We start from the raw sequence: 15,443 nt of genomic DNA on the forward strand, positions 1-15,443 counted from the left end.
TAAGTGGATTATCTCCCTAATTTTGTCCCTAACCATGCCCAAAATCCTTTATCTCCATCTAAAAAATACATTTCCATAGGAAGGTAGTGAAGCTTACGGGCCAAAGCCGGATATTGTTCAAAATAACATTGTAAACGAACGTAGTCTTTGTGCGTAGTTAAAAATGATTCATCCGTTTGCATCCCTAAAGCTTTTTCATTCAATTGTATTAATTCCGTTGGAGAGAAATTGTGATGATCTGCAAACGAATGTTTTGACAAAATATTCCCTAAACTTTCAGCCTCTTGGAAAAACAGAGTAGGATTGGCAATTCCGGCGATAAGATGCCATTGAAGAATGGATGCTGAATCTATTCCTTCCGGTTTTCCATAATGAATACCCGCAAAAAAAACAGGTAAATCCTTTTTAGCATATTGTCTGACAGCCTGTATAAATGACGTTCTTGTTTCAATACTTAGGTCATTGGGACAACGAGTAACAATCAAAGCTTTTGCTCGTTGAATGCCATGTCTTGATTCCCTTAATCGACCTATGGGTAATAAATGGTCATTAAAAAATGGTTCTTGAAAAGTCGTGCAAACTATTGATAAAGAAGCTTTTAATTTCCGATGCTGAAATGCATCATCTAAAACAACATACGCTAAATCCGACTGATCCTTTTTCATTTGACGAATCGCCTTTACTCGATCTTCTCCTACTGCAACAGGAATTGCAGGAAATTGAACATGATAAGCCATTGATTCATCTCCTAAATCCAATGCCGTAGAAGAAGGTCCTGCCCAAAGAAAACCCGTGGTTTTACGACCGTATCCTCTACTCAAAACTGCCAATTTATCATCCCAAAACCAATTTTTCAATAAAAAAGCAACTGTAGGACTTTTGCCGGTTCCACCTACCGCAAGATTCCCAATAACTATCGTTTTAGGTTGATTAAATGAATGAGATTTCAGCCATCGATGATCATATAGTCTATTTCGTATCGTTGTTATGACGAAATAGAGCAGACTCGGTATCAACAAAAAGAGATTTTTGACAATTGACATGTTTACTAAATTACACATTGAAAATGGATAAATCAATTTAGATTGAAATTCATCTTGCTTTTACTGTAACTTTGAAAAGAATTCAAGAAAAATGACGAAACTGAAATTTGAAATAAAGAAACATTGTTTGGACTTTCATTTTGAAGCTGGAACTTCAAGGGGAATCTTAACTCATAAAAATTCCTATTTTATCAAAATCAGTCATGCAGATTATCCAACAATTAGTGGAATTGGTGAGGCTGGACCTTTAAAAGGACTTAGTCCTGAATTTGAAGATAATTGCATCGATGCATTTAAGCAGGTAGTAAATCAAATTTCAGTTGTCGAATTACCCCATAAATTAGAAGAAATCCCAGATTGGTTAAACGGCCATCCCATTGAACAAGCCTCCTTCAAAATGGCCATCGAAATGGCTATTAGAGATTTTTTGATGCAGAAAAATGGCATTTATTTTGATAATACATTCTCTACAGGGGAATCATCCTTACCCATTAACGGATTAATTTGGATGGGCTCTGCGGAATTTATGCAGAAACAGATCGAGGATAAATTGGCTTTAGGATATTCTTGTTTGAAATTAAAAATTGGCGCCATTGATTTTGAAACAGAATTATCTTTATTAAAACATTTAAGAGAAAGATTTTCAAAAGATGAATTAACTATACGAGTTGATGCCAACGGTGCATTTGAACCAGCAAATGCTGAAGAAAAATTAAAAAAACTAGCTTGTTTCGATTTACATTCCATTGAACAACCCATAAAAGCAGGGCAGTGGAAGGAAATGGCCAAATTGGTGAGTCAGAAAATCATCCCAATTGCATTGGATGAAGAACTCATAGGAATCCGAAATATCGAAGAGCAAAAAGAATTGTTAAATAGCATCCAACCAGAATATATCATCCTTAAACCTAGTTTATTAGGTGGATTCCATGATACAGATCAATGGATTCAATTGACAAAAAATAGTCCAATTAAGTGGTGGATCACTTCTGCACTTGAATCCAACATTGGACTTCAAGCTATTGCGCAGTTTACTGCGAATTATGACAATCCAATGCCCCAAGGATTGGGAACGGGTCAACTTTATACCAATAATTTCGAAAGCGGTTTAAGTATTGACAAAGGTCAAATTAAATTTAATTCCAATGTGGATAGAAAAAGTCCATTTGCAGAATAAATTCAGGTTTTACATTATATTTGCATCATATTATTAAGCAACAAGCACAATAGAAAAATGAATACGATTGATTCGGCCATGATTGCCATTTTAGAGAAAAGATTAGAATTAAGTAAATTAAGTTATTCAGACGATTCTTATGATGATGTAGAAGAACTGTTACATGATTTAGAAGATGATTTCAACGAAAAATATGGCGATAAATTGGAAGATATTTTAGAGAAAGTTCATTTGAAACATTGCCCAGAATCAGACGTATTATTACCTACTGCTTATTTAGCCAAGAAATTTGTAGAAACAGAAGATGGTGAAGTAGAGATTGGCAAAAAAGAAGGAGTTGAAGTAGAATGGATCGAAAATCCTGCTGTTGGTGCACGTTTAGTCTTATTACCTTCCCCTACCCGTATTTTATTAATGACTCCCAAGGGAGTTAAAGTGGTGTGGGAGGAAGAAGTATGATTATGAATTATGAGGTATGAATTAAATATTACATAATCAATTACCTATCCAATCCACTCCTTTTCTCAATAATGCCAAAGTCTTTTTACCTTCTGGATAGGCATTTTCATCGTACATGTATTCCCAGGAAGCTAATGGCGGAAGGCTCATCAAAATTGATTCTGTGCGGCCATTGGTTTCCAAACCAAATTTTGTACCTCTATCGTGGACTAAATTAAATTCTACATATCTACCTCTCCGTAATAATTGGAAATCTTTTTCAGATTTACCAAAAGGACGAATCGCATTTTCACGCATTAAATGACTGTAAATTGGAACAAATGATTCTCCTACAGATTTGACAAAATCAAAATTGGCTACCTTTTCATCAATGGATTCACTTTTTAGATAATCAAAGAAAATTCCTCCTACTCCTCGTGTTTCATTTCGATGGGGACTAAAGAAATAATCATCTGCCCATGTTTTAAATTTGGGATAATAATTATTATCCGATCGATCACAAACGTTCTTTAATTGTTGATGAAACCATTTAGCTTGTTCAGGAATGATGATATGAGGTGTTAAATCAATACCTCCACCAAACCAATGTTCCCCATTGCTTAATTCGAAATACCGAACATTCATGTGTATAATGGGTACCCAAGGATTTTCCGGATGCATGACAATCGAAACACCAGTGGCGAAGAAATCAACTTCTTCTTTCATATTCATGCTGGTAACCATTTTGGGATGTAAGGGTCCATGAACTGCCGAAAAGTTCACTCCTGCCTTTTCCAAAATATTTCCATTCACTAAAACACGTGAACGTCCACCTCCTCCTTCTGGCCTTTTCCAATTATCTTCTTTGAAACGCGCTGATCCATCTACTTCTTCAATGCCTTTGCAAATTTGATCTTGTAATCCTTTGAAATATTCAGCAATAAATTCTTTTCTCATGATTGCTCTTATGGATTTTGAGTAGAATCAATTACACCTTCCGCTTGATTTCCTAAAAGGGCATTCATGGAATCTAATTCCGCGTCAGAAACTTGCAAGGAATCCGGCAAAGTACTATAAGCACTTTGACAATTAAAATCTTTCTTCACCACTCGTTTATCTAATTTATCAAACGGAACAGGTTTATACATGGCCAAAGCGGGATCATTGACAACTTTAATCATGAAACGTTTGTAAATCGGCAGGGCTGTTTTTGATCCTTCTCCTAAGGCACCTGTCCGAAAGTGAATCGAACGATCATCTCCACCCACCCAAACTCCAGAAATTAAATTATGTGACATTCCAATGAACCAACCATCTGAGTGATTGGAAGTAGTACCTGTTTTCGCAGCAAATGCAGGTGCATATCGATTACTGCTTGGTAATAAAACCTCTCCCTCATTCCAAAGCAATGAACTTCCTGTTCCACCTTCATACACAACCCCTTCCAGCATGGAACGGACTAATTGAGCTGATTCTTTTCGAATAACTCGAAATGATACGGGTTCAAAAGTTTGTAAAGTTTTACCATTTTGATCTTCAATTTCTGTCACCAACATGGGTTCGACATGAATTCCTTCATTCACAAATGCCGAATAGGCTCCTATCATTTCGTATAAAGAAACATCAAAAGAGCCTAATCCAATGGAAGCGACAGGTTTTAATGGGCTCTTAATTCCCATTTTTTGAGCATAATACATGACCGTATCTGGCCCAACCTCATTGGTCAATTTAGCGGTAATTGAGTTGATACTTTTGGCCAAGGCTCTTCTGATGGGCATCATGCTATAAGAGAATGTGCCATCTGCATTTCCTGGTCGCCATATTTTCTTTTCTCCCTTTTCCTCAATTTCTAATTCAAAAGGTTCATCTTTCATCATGTAACAAGGCGACAAATCCTTGGGGCCGTCAATGGCAGCAGTGTACACAAAAGGCTTGAAAGTTGATCCTGGCTGACGTTTGCCTTGTTTTACATGATCATATTTAAAGTATTTAAAATCCAATCCTCCTACCCAGGCTTTGATATGACCGGTGTATGGATCCAATGTCATCATACCCGATTGTAAAAATTTCTTGTAATATTGAATCGAATCGTAGGCACTCATGGTTTGTTCTTCCTCGCCCAAAGTATTTCGAGAATACACCCACATCTTGCGTTTAACATTTTTCATGTAATGATTGACCGAATCAGCTTGATTAGGGAAACGATTGACTAGGGATTTATAATAATCGGTGCGTTTTGCCACTGTGTCTATGAAACCAGGAATTTCCATTCCATGTTCATCTACCCAAGGATTTTGATTTGCCCAGTGGTTATCAAAAGATCTTTGAATAGAACGCATGCCTAATTCAACCGACTCCTCGGCGTGAATTTGCATTCTAGAATCAATCGTGGTGTGAATCTTCAATCCATCACGGTATAAATCAATTTCCAAGTCGTTCGCTTTCGCCCATTCATTGATGTATTTTGCAACGGCTACCTTGAAATAATTACCTGTTCCATCATAAGGCGACTCCTCATTGGAATGTAAAACAATGGGTAAAGGAGCGAGTGAATCATAAGCTGATTTTTTCAAATAACCTGCCTTTACCATTTGGCTTAACACCACATTTCTTCGTTTCCATGCCTTATTTTGTTCCAAAGGTTTACCCACATAGCGTTTTGGATTGTAAGTAGTGGTCGCTTTTTGTAAACCAACCAAAATGGCAGCTTCTTGAATCGATAAGCTATCCGGAGAAGTATTAAAATACGTTTTAGCTGCTACTTTAATTCCGTAAGCATTATTGCCATAATCAACCGTATTTAAATACCATAAAACAATTTCATCCTTTGTATAAAAACGTTCTAATTTGATGGCGGTCACCCATTCTTTCGACTTATAAATCAATTTATTCACCAAAGGTAAATAACCCAGAAAACCTGTTTTCCCAAAACTTTTTTTGGTTCTGGTTTTAAATAAATTCTTTGCCAATTGTTGAGAAATGGTACTTCCTCCCCCACGATCACCACCTTTTACAATTCCTACCGCTACTCCTAACCAAGCTTGAAAATCAATACCAGTATGTTCATAAAAACGAGAGTCCTCGGTGGCCACTAAGGCATGAACCAAATGCGGTGAAAGATTATTGAAATCGCGAATTGGTGTTCTATTTTCAGCAAAAAACTTACCCAAAAGCACTCCGTCGGCTGAATAAATTTCAGATGCTTGCGATAATTTAGGATTTTGTAAATCATCTACGCCAGGCATTTCACCTGTTAACCACAGAAAATTGGTCTCTATAACAAACAAATAGACCAAAACAAAAATGGCTGTTTTACCTGTAATCTTCCAAATTCGTAAAATGGGTAGATAATACGCGGAATCTTTATCTACATGGGCATCATAAAAAAGCTCAATTTTTTTGAATTGAGTTTTGATATAAAAATCCCCCATGGCCCAATAACCCAACAAACGTGTGTAATTTCTTTCGCCTAAAATTTTTAATAAAAGACGTAAAAGGAAATTACTAACAACCATGTTAAGTCTCTGAAGTAGAGTTTTGCCATTGGAATAAGTTCTTTTGATCAAATCAAGCATAAGGTAATTTGAGTAGTTCGAATTAATCGATTTCTAATTTTTCTAAGATAGTCATTAAATCCGTAAAATCTCTAAATCCAGGTCTATCCTCTTTTCCTGAATTTAAACCAATTCCTTTGATCGAACTTTGATCGACCCATTCATCTAAATCTTCTTCTGGAATATCTAGGCCAATTAACATGGAATATTGTGCTGCCCAAATTTCAACTTGTGATTCAGCACCAAGTAATGAATCTTTATCGTTTCCAACCAATAAAAAATAATTAACAAACGGAGCAGCTGCTGCAAATAAGGCAGGCAAATTATCCGTGTCAATATTTACCCGTAAAATAATGGGCAAGTCTAATTTTTTCAATTCAATCAAATTGGCTTTGGAATCTACTTCAATCCGATCAGGTTGGTATTGACGAATCAAATCAATCATTTCTGCGGTATTTGAACCACTAAACTCTCCTACAATTTCAACACCTGTGATCCAATTACGTATTTCTTGAAATTTTTCAAAAGGTATTTGTGCCAATGGAAAACCCAAAAATTCCACACCCATTCCGGCACAATATCGAGCATCTGAGAGGTTTTCTATTCCAGATACTTTCACAAGAGTCTTAAGCATATGTTTTATTCTAAATCGAAAAAGTAAAAATACCATTTAGGACCCGAATTACCAAGATTGTTCGACATTTGAAGAAATAAATCCTAACTTGCACAAAATTTTTAGTCAGGCCTTGAACCTGAACCAAAACATGGAAAAAAAAGGAAGAGTATTGGTCGCTATGAGCGGCGGAATAGACAGCTCAGTCGCAGCCGTTTTATTACACGAACAAGGATATGAAGTAATTGGCATGACCATGAAAACTTGGGATTATGCGAGTTCAGGTGGCACCAAAAAAGAAACAGGTTGTTGTTCTTTGGATTCCATCAATGATGCAAGAAACATTGCTGTTACCCTGGGATTCCCCCATTATATATTGGATATTCGAGAAGAATTTGGCGATTCCGTTATCGATTATTTTACCAATGAATATGTAGAAGGTCGAACGCCTAACCCTTGTGTAATGTGCAACACGCATATCAAATGGGATGCTTTATTAAAACGTGCTGACCAATTGGGATGTGATTTTATTGCTACCGGACATTATGCTCAAATCCGACAAGAAAATAATCGATACATTATTTCCAAAGGTGTAGATGTATTGAAAGATCAAAGTTATGTTCTTTGGGGAGTATCTCAAGAAAGTTTGGCTAGAACTATGTTACCCTTGGGACATTTGACCAAACAGAAAATCCGTGAAATGGCTATGGAAAGAGGATTTGTTGAATTAGTCAACAAAGCTGAAAGCTACGAAATCTGTTTTGTGCCTGATAATGATTACCGTGGATTTTTAAAACGTCGATTACCAGAATTAGAGGATGAAGTAAAAGGAGGAAATTTTGTGGACCAAGAAGGGAAAATCATTGGAAAACATGAAGGATATCCATTTTATACAGTTGGACAAAGAAAAGGACTTGGAAAAGCATTTGGATTTCCTGCTTATGTTACTGAAATCAGAAAAGAAACCAATGAGGTTGTTATTGGAGTCATGGAAGATTTAGATCGAACAGGTATGTGGGTGGGACAATTGAATCTTCAAAAATATGCATCGATTCCAGAAAGTGGTTTAGAATCTTTAACCAAAGTTCGATACAAAGATGCGGGAACCATGGCTCACATTGAACAAATAGATCAAAAAATTCGTGTAGAATTTGATGCCAAAGTATCTGGCATTGCCCCTGGACAAGCGGCGGTTTTTTATGATGGCGACGACGTCATTGGTGGTGGTTGGATTTTGAAATCTTTCCAAAAAGGAAGTTTTTTTGATCGATGATAGAAAAGGTATTAGTTATTAGTTAATAATGTGAAATAAGGGTTAAAACTTCTAATTATTTTTTTTCGTGCTGCTTGTTGTAAAAATCATTATAAACATAGCTTCGATCCTTCGGCAAGCTCATTAACCATACTTTGACAGGGTCAGCAACTACGTACAGCCACTGTTCGTAATCACAAAAACCTTTGTTCTTACAGCGAATTATATCTCGATACTAACGGTTAATCCGACGAAAGATTTGAGCGAAGCGGGAGGCGGAGCTTTGACAATGCGCATGGGCGATGTGCGACAGGGTCAAAGAAAATAGCCGAAAGCGTAGTGAAAATCGTGCCGCTTGCGGATTCGTCTTGGATTCACTGGCAGAAATTAAGTTTTTTTGTTTCTTTTTTTCTAAAAAAAAGAAATGCCATGGAAAAAAAATTAGCCAATAAATAGCAATGCGATATCGAATGTTGAAATATTAATGAATATGTTAACTCTTAATTCGCATTAGTAATTAAAAACTAAACACTTTTAACCTTTACCCTTTCCATATTAATCACCTCCATATCAAACACCCTTTCTCCATCAATTTTAAACTGCAATGCCGTTTGAATGGGATGAAAACCGTGTTGGCCAGCGGCACCAGGATTTAAGAAAAGCATATTTTGACGCTTAGCATCGCGTTTTACTTGCAAAATATGTGAATGCCCACAAATAAATATGTTAGGTAATCCCAAAGACATCGCTTCCAAGCCATCGGGTTTGTAAGAAGAAGGCGCACCTCCAATATGTGTCATAACTACTTTAACTTGTTCACAACGGAAACGAAGGATTTTAGGATACATTCGGCGGATGATGCCATCATCAATATTTCCATGAACACCCCTGATAGGCTTATTGAATGCCACTAATTTATCAACTAACTGAATCGATCCCCAATCTCCTGCATGCCAAATTTGATCACAATTTTGAATGGGTTCTAACAATCGATCATCTAAAAAACTATGCGTATCCGAAATCAACAAAATCTTTTGCATGAACTTATTCGGCAGATTTGGTTTGTAAAGAAATCAATTTTTGTTGTTTGATCAATTGATTGGATTTCCACATTTCCTTTTCAGAAGAATAATTACCCATAACTGCTTTTAGCGATTCATCTTTTTTAACCCAATCAGGCGAACCGGCATCTTTCCAAGCAGAATACCAAAAAGAAGCCACTCGATTCGAAGAAATCAACATCCTTTGTTGGATGGAAGGTCCCAATTTTTTACCATAAGCACGAATAAATCCTTTGGTATAATATTTCATTTTTCGGCCATATTTCTCCACCATTTCATGTTTATTTTCCTCCCCTATTTCAGCAGTCACTTCTTTTTCCACTCGAAACATTTCTGGTAACATGGCATGTGATTCATGAAGAATTTGGAAAATAAAATCTTGTGGATTTTTAATATAGCTTACTTGAGTGGGAACATATAATTGATAAGAAACCAATTCTTCTTCGGGCACTAAACTTTCCCATAAAACGTGCATGCCTTTTTGACCTGTCAATTGTCCATCGTGGTTTTTCGTTGTATGCAATGGAACATGAGCATCTGCTACATAATGACCTAAATCAGCCGCATAAAACAAGACTGAATCTTTCATATTGTGTTTAAAAGCATTGACCAAACGACCATACACTCGATTAACTTCCCAAGGAACTAAACCTTCCTTTCGTAAACTATCGATGGAATATTTTTTGATCGCAGCTTGAAAATCATGTGGAATATCTGTCAAATAATTGGGTCCAAAAACATGGGCGTCCATATCGAGGTAATGTTTACAATCTTCCGTTTTATCATCCTTTCTACGCACATCAGGACGAATAGAATTTTGAACCAAATAATCTTGGTTGGCATAAAAGAAAGTTCCCAATTCATCAGGAAGTTGGTAAATGGATATTTGCTGCAAGGTCTTATGAGCTAAAAAACCCCATGAAGCACTTATAAATGTAATAACACAAAGTCCTATGATGATGATAAGCTTATTATTTTTCATGTAAATTATTGGTTGGTGAATGATTGATATTCCTTAGGCGACTTGCCATATTGTTTCTTAAATGCTCTTGTAAAATAAGCAGGATCATTAAAGCCCACTTGATAGGCAATTTCAGATATATTTAATGAAGAATTTTCCAATAAGACTTTTGATTCGCGCAATCGGACGGAACGAATAAATTCATTTCCTGCGAAAGATGTTAAATTTTTCAGTTTTCGATACAATTGCATTTTGCTCATATCTAAACTTTTCTCCAAATCCTCCACATCAAACTCAGCATTAGCCATATTTTCTACGACAATTTGAGTCGCTTTTTGCAAAAAAGAATCTTCAAAAACTTGAGCACTACCCGTAGACAATTCCTTTTGAATGATTTGTTTTTGCAAATTCTTCCGCATTCTTTCTTTCGTTTCCAGCAGTTTATTAACACGAATTTCAAGAATATCGGCATTAAATGGTTTACTAATAAAATCATCCGCACCAGCTTGCATTCCTTCTATTTGACTTTCTTGAGTGCTTTTTGAAGTTAAAATTAAAATGGGAATATGATTGGTTTTAGGATTTTGTCTCAAAGCTTGACATAAATTCACACCACTCATGCCAGGCATCATCCAATCCGTAATCACTACATCAGGCAAATAAGTCAAAGCCATTTCCAAACCTTCTTCACCTCGCTCCGCTTGAATTACTTGGAATTTATTAGAAAAAATATCCGTAATAAAATGTCGCATTTCTTCATGATCATCCACAATAAGGACAATTTGTTTTTCAATGTTAAGATCATTTTCCGACTTCGTAGACTTTCGAACTTCCTTTTTTATGACCGATGGCTCATTTGCCATTTCCTCCTTGATCCAATCATTTGAGAAATCGGAAGCTTGCACGGGAAAAGAAATGGTAAAGCTACTACCTTCACCCAATTTACTTTGAACCTCTATTGATCCTTGATGTAATTCAATTAATTCCTTGCATAAAGCCAATCCAACACCTGTACCTACAACTCGAGCAGAATCAGGAATTTGATAAAAGCGATCGAAAATATGAGCTAAATGAGATGCTGCAATGCCTTTACCTGTATCATGAACCGTAATGGAAATATTCTTAACAACTTCTTTGCCTTGACTAAATTCCTTTATCAAGGTCATTTTCACCCCAATTTTACCATCTTCCGGAGTATGTTTAAAAGCATTGGACAATAAATTATTGATGCATTTTTCTAGAATATCGGAGTCGTAATAAACCAATAAAGATCCTTTTGGCGCAAGCCATTTTATTTTTATTTGCTTTTGATGTGCATAGTTTTCAAAACTGGAAATGATTGAATTCATTTGAATAACGATATCATTTTTAGCGATGATGGGATGCTGTTGGCCTGATTCAATTTTTGACAAATCCAATAATTGATTAATCAGATGCAATAATTTTTGAGCATTTTGATAAACGGATTGCAACTTGGATTTTTGATCCTTATTGATGGAAGAACTCGATAAAAAATATTTCTCAATCGGACTAATGATTAAGGTTAATGGAGTTCTGAGTTCATGGGAAATATTGGTAAAAAAATGGGTTTTAACTTGTTCTAATTCTTTGATTCTTTCTTTTTCAATTTCCTTCAAACGGATATCCGTTTTAAATTTTTCTCGAATTTGAAATTCACGTAAAAATCCAGCAATCAATAGAACAAAAGTGATGATATACAATCCATAGGCCCACCAAGTAGCATACCAAGGAGGTAAAACGGTAATTAACAATTCAAAAGGTTTTTCTGACCAAACCCCATCTGAATTAGTCGCTTTTACTTTGAAGGTATAATTCCCTGGATTCAAATTGGTATAGGAAGCTGTTCTTTGTGTACCCACATTATTCCAATCATCCTCTAGTCCCTCTAAATAATAGGCATATCGATTATTTTTAGGCCTTTGGTATTCCAATGCGACAAAATCGATGGAAAAAACGGAATGCTCGGGTTGTAAATAAAGATGTTTGGTAAACAAAATATCTTCCACCAAAGGAGAATTATTTTCTCCTGCTTTTACGGGTTTGTTAAATATTTTAAGAGAGGTTAAAATAACAGGTGGAACATCCAATTTCATTCGAAGACTGTCGGCTTTGATAAAATTCAAACCATTAACACCCCCAAAAAACAACCAATCTTTCGTATTGCCCGCAAACGCATTGACTAAAAATTCTTTCCCTTGTAAACCATCAGATTCATCAAAATTAATAAATTTAAATGTATTCGGATCCATTTTAGAAATACCTCCGTTGGTGGTTATCCATAAAAATCCACGTTTATCTTCTCTGATTCCGCGAAGTGTATTACTTGCCAAACCATCTGAAACCGTAAAAATTTTGAATCCTTTACCTTCACCCAAATACAAATGCAATCCTCCTCCGTTGGTTAATACCCAAATGCGATTTTTCTTATCTTGAAAAATAGAGGTAACATGATTATATCGTAAACTATTGAATAAATTATTTTTGACTAGATGTTCAATTTTCCCTGTGGGGATGTCATAAATATAGATTCCAGAGATTTGCGTCCCTATCCAAATTTTGTCATCATTGGTAACCAAAATATGATCAATTCCAATGTTTTGAAATAATTTTGGACCTAAGGCCTTATAGGGCATATTGTATTTTTTACTCAATAAATCGAATCCGATCACCCCCATGCCTGAGGTACCTAATAAAAAGCGATTGCCCTGTTTGGCTAAAGCAGTTAAATTAGCGGCGTAGGAATCTAATTTGTAGGGATAGGTCTTTAACTGATGAGAACGAGTAAACTCAATTAAACCCTTTTGCCAAATAGCTGCCCAAACACCACCATTTTCACCGGGATATAATAATTTCACATCAAAATCACTGATAGAATTTAACTTATTGATGTCTGAATTGTTGATGACGTGCTCAATCTTACCCGTCTTGAAAGTAAAATAGGATAAACCCACATTGCTACCCACCCAAACGCCACTATCATCAGTGGTACTTAATGCAGTCACTTTATTACTAAGCAGTCCTTGAATGGTATTGGGCTTATACCTTAACAAAGAAAAACGTGGTTTTTGACTAAAATTGATATTTAAACCCGCCTCCCACGTACCTATCCAAACATTCGAATTAGAATCCATAAATAAGCTAGTCACAGCATAAGCACTAATACCTAAATCAGGATCAGGATTGGAGGGTATATATTTGTATTTACTGAAATTCTCTTTTTCTAAAATGTAAATACCATTATCGGTTCCAATCCAAAGATTATTATTAGCATCCTTGATGATACTTGTGACATTATTTTCGCGGGAACTTGCTTTCCGGGTATTGTAAAAAACGCTGGTAAATGACTGATTTTGAATATCAAAACGAAACAACCCTCGACCTTCAGTACCCACTAAAATATCGCCATTGGAGGTTTCATATATAACTCTAACCCGAAAATTCAAACCAATATTGTTTTGACCAAAATGAAAAGGAATATAGGAACGATTACCTGTTTTTGAGATTAATTGACCATTCTGTGTACCAATCCAAATGGAGCCTTTGGAATGTTTAAATAAACGAACAACTTGTTTGATTAGGGGAGTTTTGGTATCTGATTCTGCTTCAATCATTTTGTTGGTTCGAATATCAAAAACCAATAAACCATAACCCTGAGCCGCCACACAGATACGATGATTGCCTAAATTTAAAATAGATGGAATCGTAATGTTCGAAATATCTTCGTTGTTCGCTCCTTTTAAGATTCGAATGACCTTCCCTGTTTTTATTTCTATTTTGTTAAGTCCAGAAGAACGTGTCCCAACCCATAAATCCCCTACTTCATCTTCTGTTACACTAAAAACATCGCTATCACTTAGTGAGGTGATATCGCTTGGATTGTTCCGATAGACCTCAAAGGAATAACCATCATACCGATTTAACCCATCCGAGGTGGCAAACCAAAGGAAGCCATTTTTATCCTGAATGATTTTGTGGATGGTGTTTTGTGACAAACCAGACGCGGAGCTTAATCTTTCAAAACGCATACCATTTTGTGCTAAAAATTCGCGACTGCCTAATAAAAGAAAGATTAATAAAGATTTCCGAAGAAAATGTTCCAGCATATGTTTAGACTAATATGAGAACTTAAATTTAAAAATTTAATTGGACATATTTTTCAAGTCAATGGCATTGCAATAAATATCCAAACAAATGAAAGATTTATCCAAGGTTAGCAAAGTGTAGCATAGTAAATTTGACTCAATATTCAAAGTTTACTAAATATTCTCCGTAGAAAATAATGATTAAGTCATTTAATTCTCTTAACGTAAAATCTCCCGATAACAAGTTGCCAAAATATCAGCAATTAATTAAATCCTTGTTGCAGGACATTGAAATGGGAGATTTAAAACCTGGCGAGCGTCTACCTTCGATCAATGAAGCATCGGAAGAATGTTATTTGTCGAGAGACACCGTTGAAAGAGCTTACACAGAATTACACAAAATGGGGGTTATCACTTCTATTTTCAGAAAAGGTTACTTTATTTCCGATTCCACCCTACATGTAAAATCAAAAATTTTATTTTTAGTTGGGAAAATCACCGAATCAAATACTCAAATTTTCAATTCATTAACTGAAATAATAGGTAAAAATGCAACAATAGATATTTTTGCTTATCAATACAAAACAAAAAACTTCAAAGAAATCATCAATCAGCAGTTAGGTAATTATCATTATTATGTGATTACTCCTCATATGATTGAGGAAGATGAAGAAACTACCAAAGCCCTGAAAAAAATTGCAGGAGATCGTTTAATCTTAATCGATTCAACATTCAAAAATTTACAAAACAATCATTCCAGCATTGTTTATAAAAATAAGTCTGAATTACAAAAAATTTTATTACCTCAACTAAACCTGTTTAAAAAGTACAGTGGTTTTAATTTAGTTCTCAGCGAAGTAGATTACTTCGATGCGAATTTAATCACTGCTTGCAGAGAATTCTGCGAATCCATAACTATGGAATTCCAAGTATTAGATGGTTTGGATGAAGATGACTTCCGATGCGGTGAATTATATTTCACCTTGCAAGACGAAGATCTCGTTCAAGCCATCAAATATGCGGAAAAAAACCAGTTTGAAATCGGAAAAGATGTTGGATTAATCGCCTTCAACGACTCGCCTTTAAAAGAAATTTTGAATGGAGGAATAAGCGTTTTATCCAATCAATCCAATAAAATAGGTGAAATGGTGGCTTCCATTATTTTAGATAATGCCAAAACACATCAAGAAATAAATTTAGAGTTTATTATAAGAAAATCACTTTAGGGTTTAATTTGCCTA

Annotated in this window: 11 protein-coding genes; 4 read left to right on the forward strand and 7 right to left on the reverse strand. The window is 35.5% G+C overall.

What is annotated here, in order from left to right; translation table 11 throughout:
* Nucleotides 1–8: 8 nt before the first annotated feature.
* Nucleotides 9–1,043 carry a tetraacyldisaccharide 4'-kinase gene (gene lpxK, locus V7S76_RS09425; protein WP_459509844.1) on the reverse strand — a complete coding sequence of 345 codons (1,035 nt, stop codon included), beginning with the start codon at nt 1,041–1,043 and terminating at the stop codon, nt 9–11.
* 91 nt (nt 1,044–1,134) lie between these two features.
* On the opposite strand from lpxK, the gene V7S76_RS09430 reads away from it, so the two are divergent.
* Complete coding sequence (locus V7S76_RS09430; RefSeq protein WP_459509845.1) at nt 1,135–2,220, forward strand: o-succinylbenzoate synthase; 1,086 nt, start codon at nt 1,135–1,137, stop codon at nt 2,218–2,220.
* 57 nt (nt 2,221–2,277) lie between these two features.
* Nucleotides 2,278–2,679, forward strand: a complete 402-nt coding sequence (locus tag V7S76_RS09435) for a hypothetical protein (protein WP_459509846.1) — start codon at nt 2,278–2,280, stop codon at nt 2,677–2,679.
* Nucleotides 2,680–2,715: 36 nt separating this feature from the next.
* Here the strand turns inward: V7S76_RS09435 and hemF are convergent, their stop codons facing one another.
* Genes hemF through V7S76_RS09450 form a run of 3 tightly spaced genes read right to left on the reverse strand, consistent with a single transcriptional unit; the run spans nt 2,716 to nt 6,846 of the window.
* Entirely contained in the window at nt 2,716–3,615 is a 900-nt protein-coding gene (gene hemF / locus V7S76_RS09440) for an oxygen-dependent coproporphyrinogen oxidase (RefSeq protein ID WP_459509847.1), read from the reverse strand.
* An 8-nt stretch (nt 3,616–3,623) separates the two neighbouring features.
* Entirely contained in the window at nt 3,624–6,233 is a 2,610-nt protein-coding gene (locus V7S76_RS09445; RefSeq protein WP_459509848.1) for a transglycosylase domain-containing protein, read from the reverse strand.
* Between the two features lie 22 nt (nt 6,234–6,255).
* Entirely contained in the window at nt 6,256–6,846 is a 591-nt protein-coding gene (locus V7S76_RS09450; protein ID WP_459509849.1) for a beta/alpha barrel domain-containing protein, read from the reverse strand.
* A 130-nt stretch (nt 6,847–6,976) separates the two neighbouring features.
* Between V7S76_RS09450 and mnmA the strand changes: the two genes are divergently transcribed.
* Nucleotides 6,977–8,098: a tRNA 2-thiouridine(34) synthase MnmA gene (gene mnmA / locus V7S76_RS09455; RefSeq protein WP_459509850.1), complete on the forward strand. Its 1,122-nt coding sequence runs from the start codon at nt 6,977–6,979 to the stop codon at nt 8,096–8,098.
* Nucleotides 8,099–8,601: 503 nt separating this feature from the next.
* Here the strand turns inward: mnmA and V7S76_RS09460 are convergent.
* From V7S76_RS09460 to V7S76_RS09470, 3 genes are read right to left on the reverse strand one after another with little or no spacing between them, the layout of a single operon-like run.
* Entirely contained in the window at nt 8,602–9,117 is a 516-nt protein-coding gene (locus tag V7S76_RS09460) for a metallophosphoesterase family protein (RefSeq protein ID WP_459509851.1), read from the reverse strand.
* Between the two features lie 4 nt (nt 9,118–9,121).
* The gene (locus V7S76_RS09465) at nt 9,122–10,120 is read right to left on the reverse strand and encodes a zinc dependent phospholipase C family protein (RefSeq protein WP_459509852.1); all 999 of its coding nucleotides are present in this window, start codon (nt 10,118–10,120) and stop codon (nt 9,122–9,124) included.
* Nucleotides 10,121–10,125: 5 nt separating this feature from the next.
* Nucleotides 10,126–14,223 (reverse strand): hybrid sensor histidine kinase/response regulator transcription factor, encoded by a 4,098-nt coding sequence (locus V7S76_RS09470; RefSeq protein ID WP_459509853.1) that lies wholly within the window; start codon nt 14,221–14,223, stop codon nt 10,126–10,128.
* 176 nt (nt 14,224–14,399) lie between these two features.
* Here V7S76_RS09470 and V7S76_RS09475 point away from each other — a divergent pair, with 176 nt between their 5' ends.
* The gene (locus V7S76_RS09475; RefSeq protein WP_459509854.1) at nt 14,400–15,428 is read left to right on the forward strand and encodes a GntR family transcriptional regulator; all 1,029 of its coding nucleotides are present in this window, start codon (nt 14,400–14,402) and stop codon (nt 15,426–15,428) included.
* Nucleotides 15,429–15,443 lie beyond the last annotated feature (15 nt).

This window comes from Aquirufa sp. ROCK2-A2, from assembly GCF_054558485.1.

Excerpts from the sequence above, each read along its gene's own strand:
- lpxK (WP_459509844.1), bottom strand. The coding sequence starts at position 1,043 with ATGTCAATTGTCAAAAATCTCTTTTTGTTGATACCGAGTCTGCTCTAT.
- V7S76_RS09430 (WP_459509845.1), top strand. The coding sequence starts at position 1,135 with ATGACGAAACTGAAATTTGAAATAAAGAAACATTGTTTGGACTTTCAT.
- V7S76_RS09435 (WP_459509846.1), top strand. The coding sequence starts at position 2,278 with ATGAATACGATTGATTCGGCCATGATTGCCATTTTAGAGAAAAGATTA.
- hemF (WP_459509847.1), bottom strand. The coding sequence starts at position 3,615 with ATGAGAAAAGAATTTATTGCTGAATATTTCAAAGGATTACAAGATCAA.
- V7S76_RS09445 (WP_459509848.1), bottom strand. The coding sequence starts at position 6,233 with ATGCTTGATTTGATCAAAAGAACTTATTCCAATGGCAAAACTCTACTT.
- V7S76_RS09450 (WP_459509849.1), bottom strand. The coding sequence starts at position 6,846 with ATGCTTAAGACTCTTGTGAAAGTATCTGGAATAGAAAACCTCTCAGAT.
- mnmA (WP_459509850.1), top strand. The coding sequence starts at position 6,977 with ATGGAAAAAAAAGGAAGAGTATTGGTCGCTATGAGCGGCGGAATAGAC.
- V7S76_RS09460 (WP_459509851.1), bottom strand. The coding sequence starts at position 9,117 with ATGCAAAAGATTTTGTTGATTTCGGATACGCATAGTTTTTTAGATGAT.
- V7S76_RS09465 (WP_459509852.1), bottom strand. The coding sequence starts at position 10,120 with ATGAAAAATAATAAGCTTATCATCATCATAGGACTTTGTGTTATTACA.
- V7S76_RS09470 (WP_459509853.1), bottom strand. The coding sequence starts at position 14,223 with ATGCTGGAACATTTTCTTCGGAAATCTTTATTAATCTTTCTTTTATTA.
- V7S76_RS09475 (WP_459509854.1), top strand. The coding sequence starts at position 14,400 with ATGATTAAGTCATTTAATTCTCTTAACGTAAAATCTCCCGATAACAAG.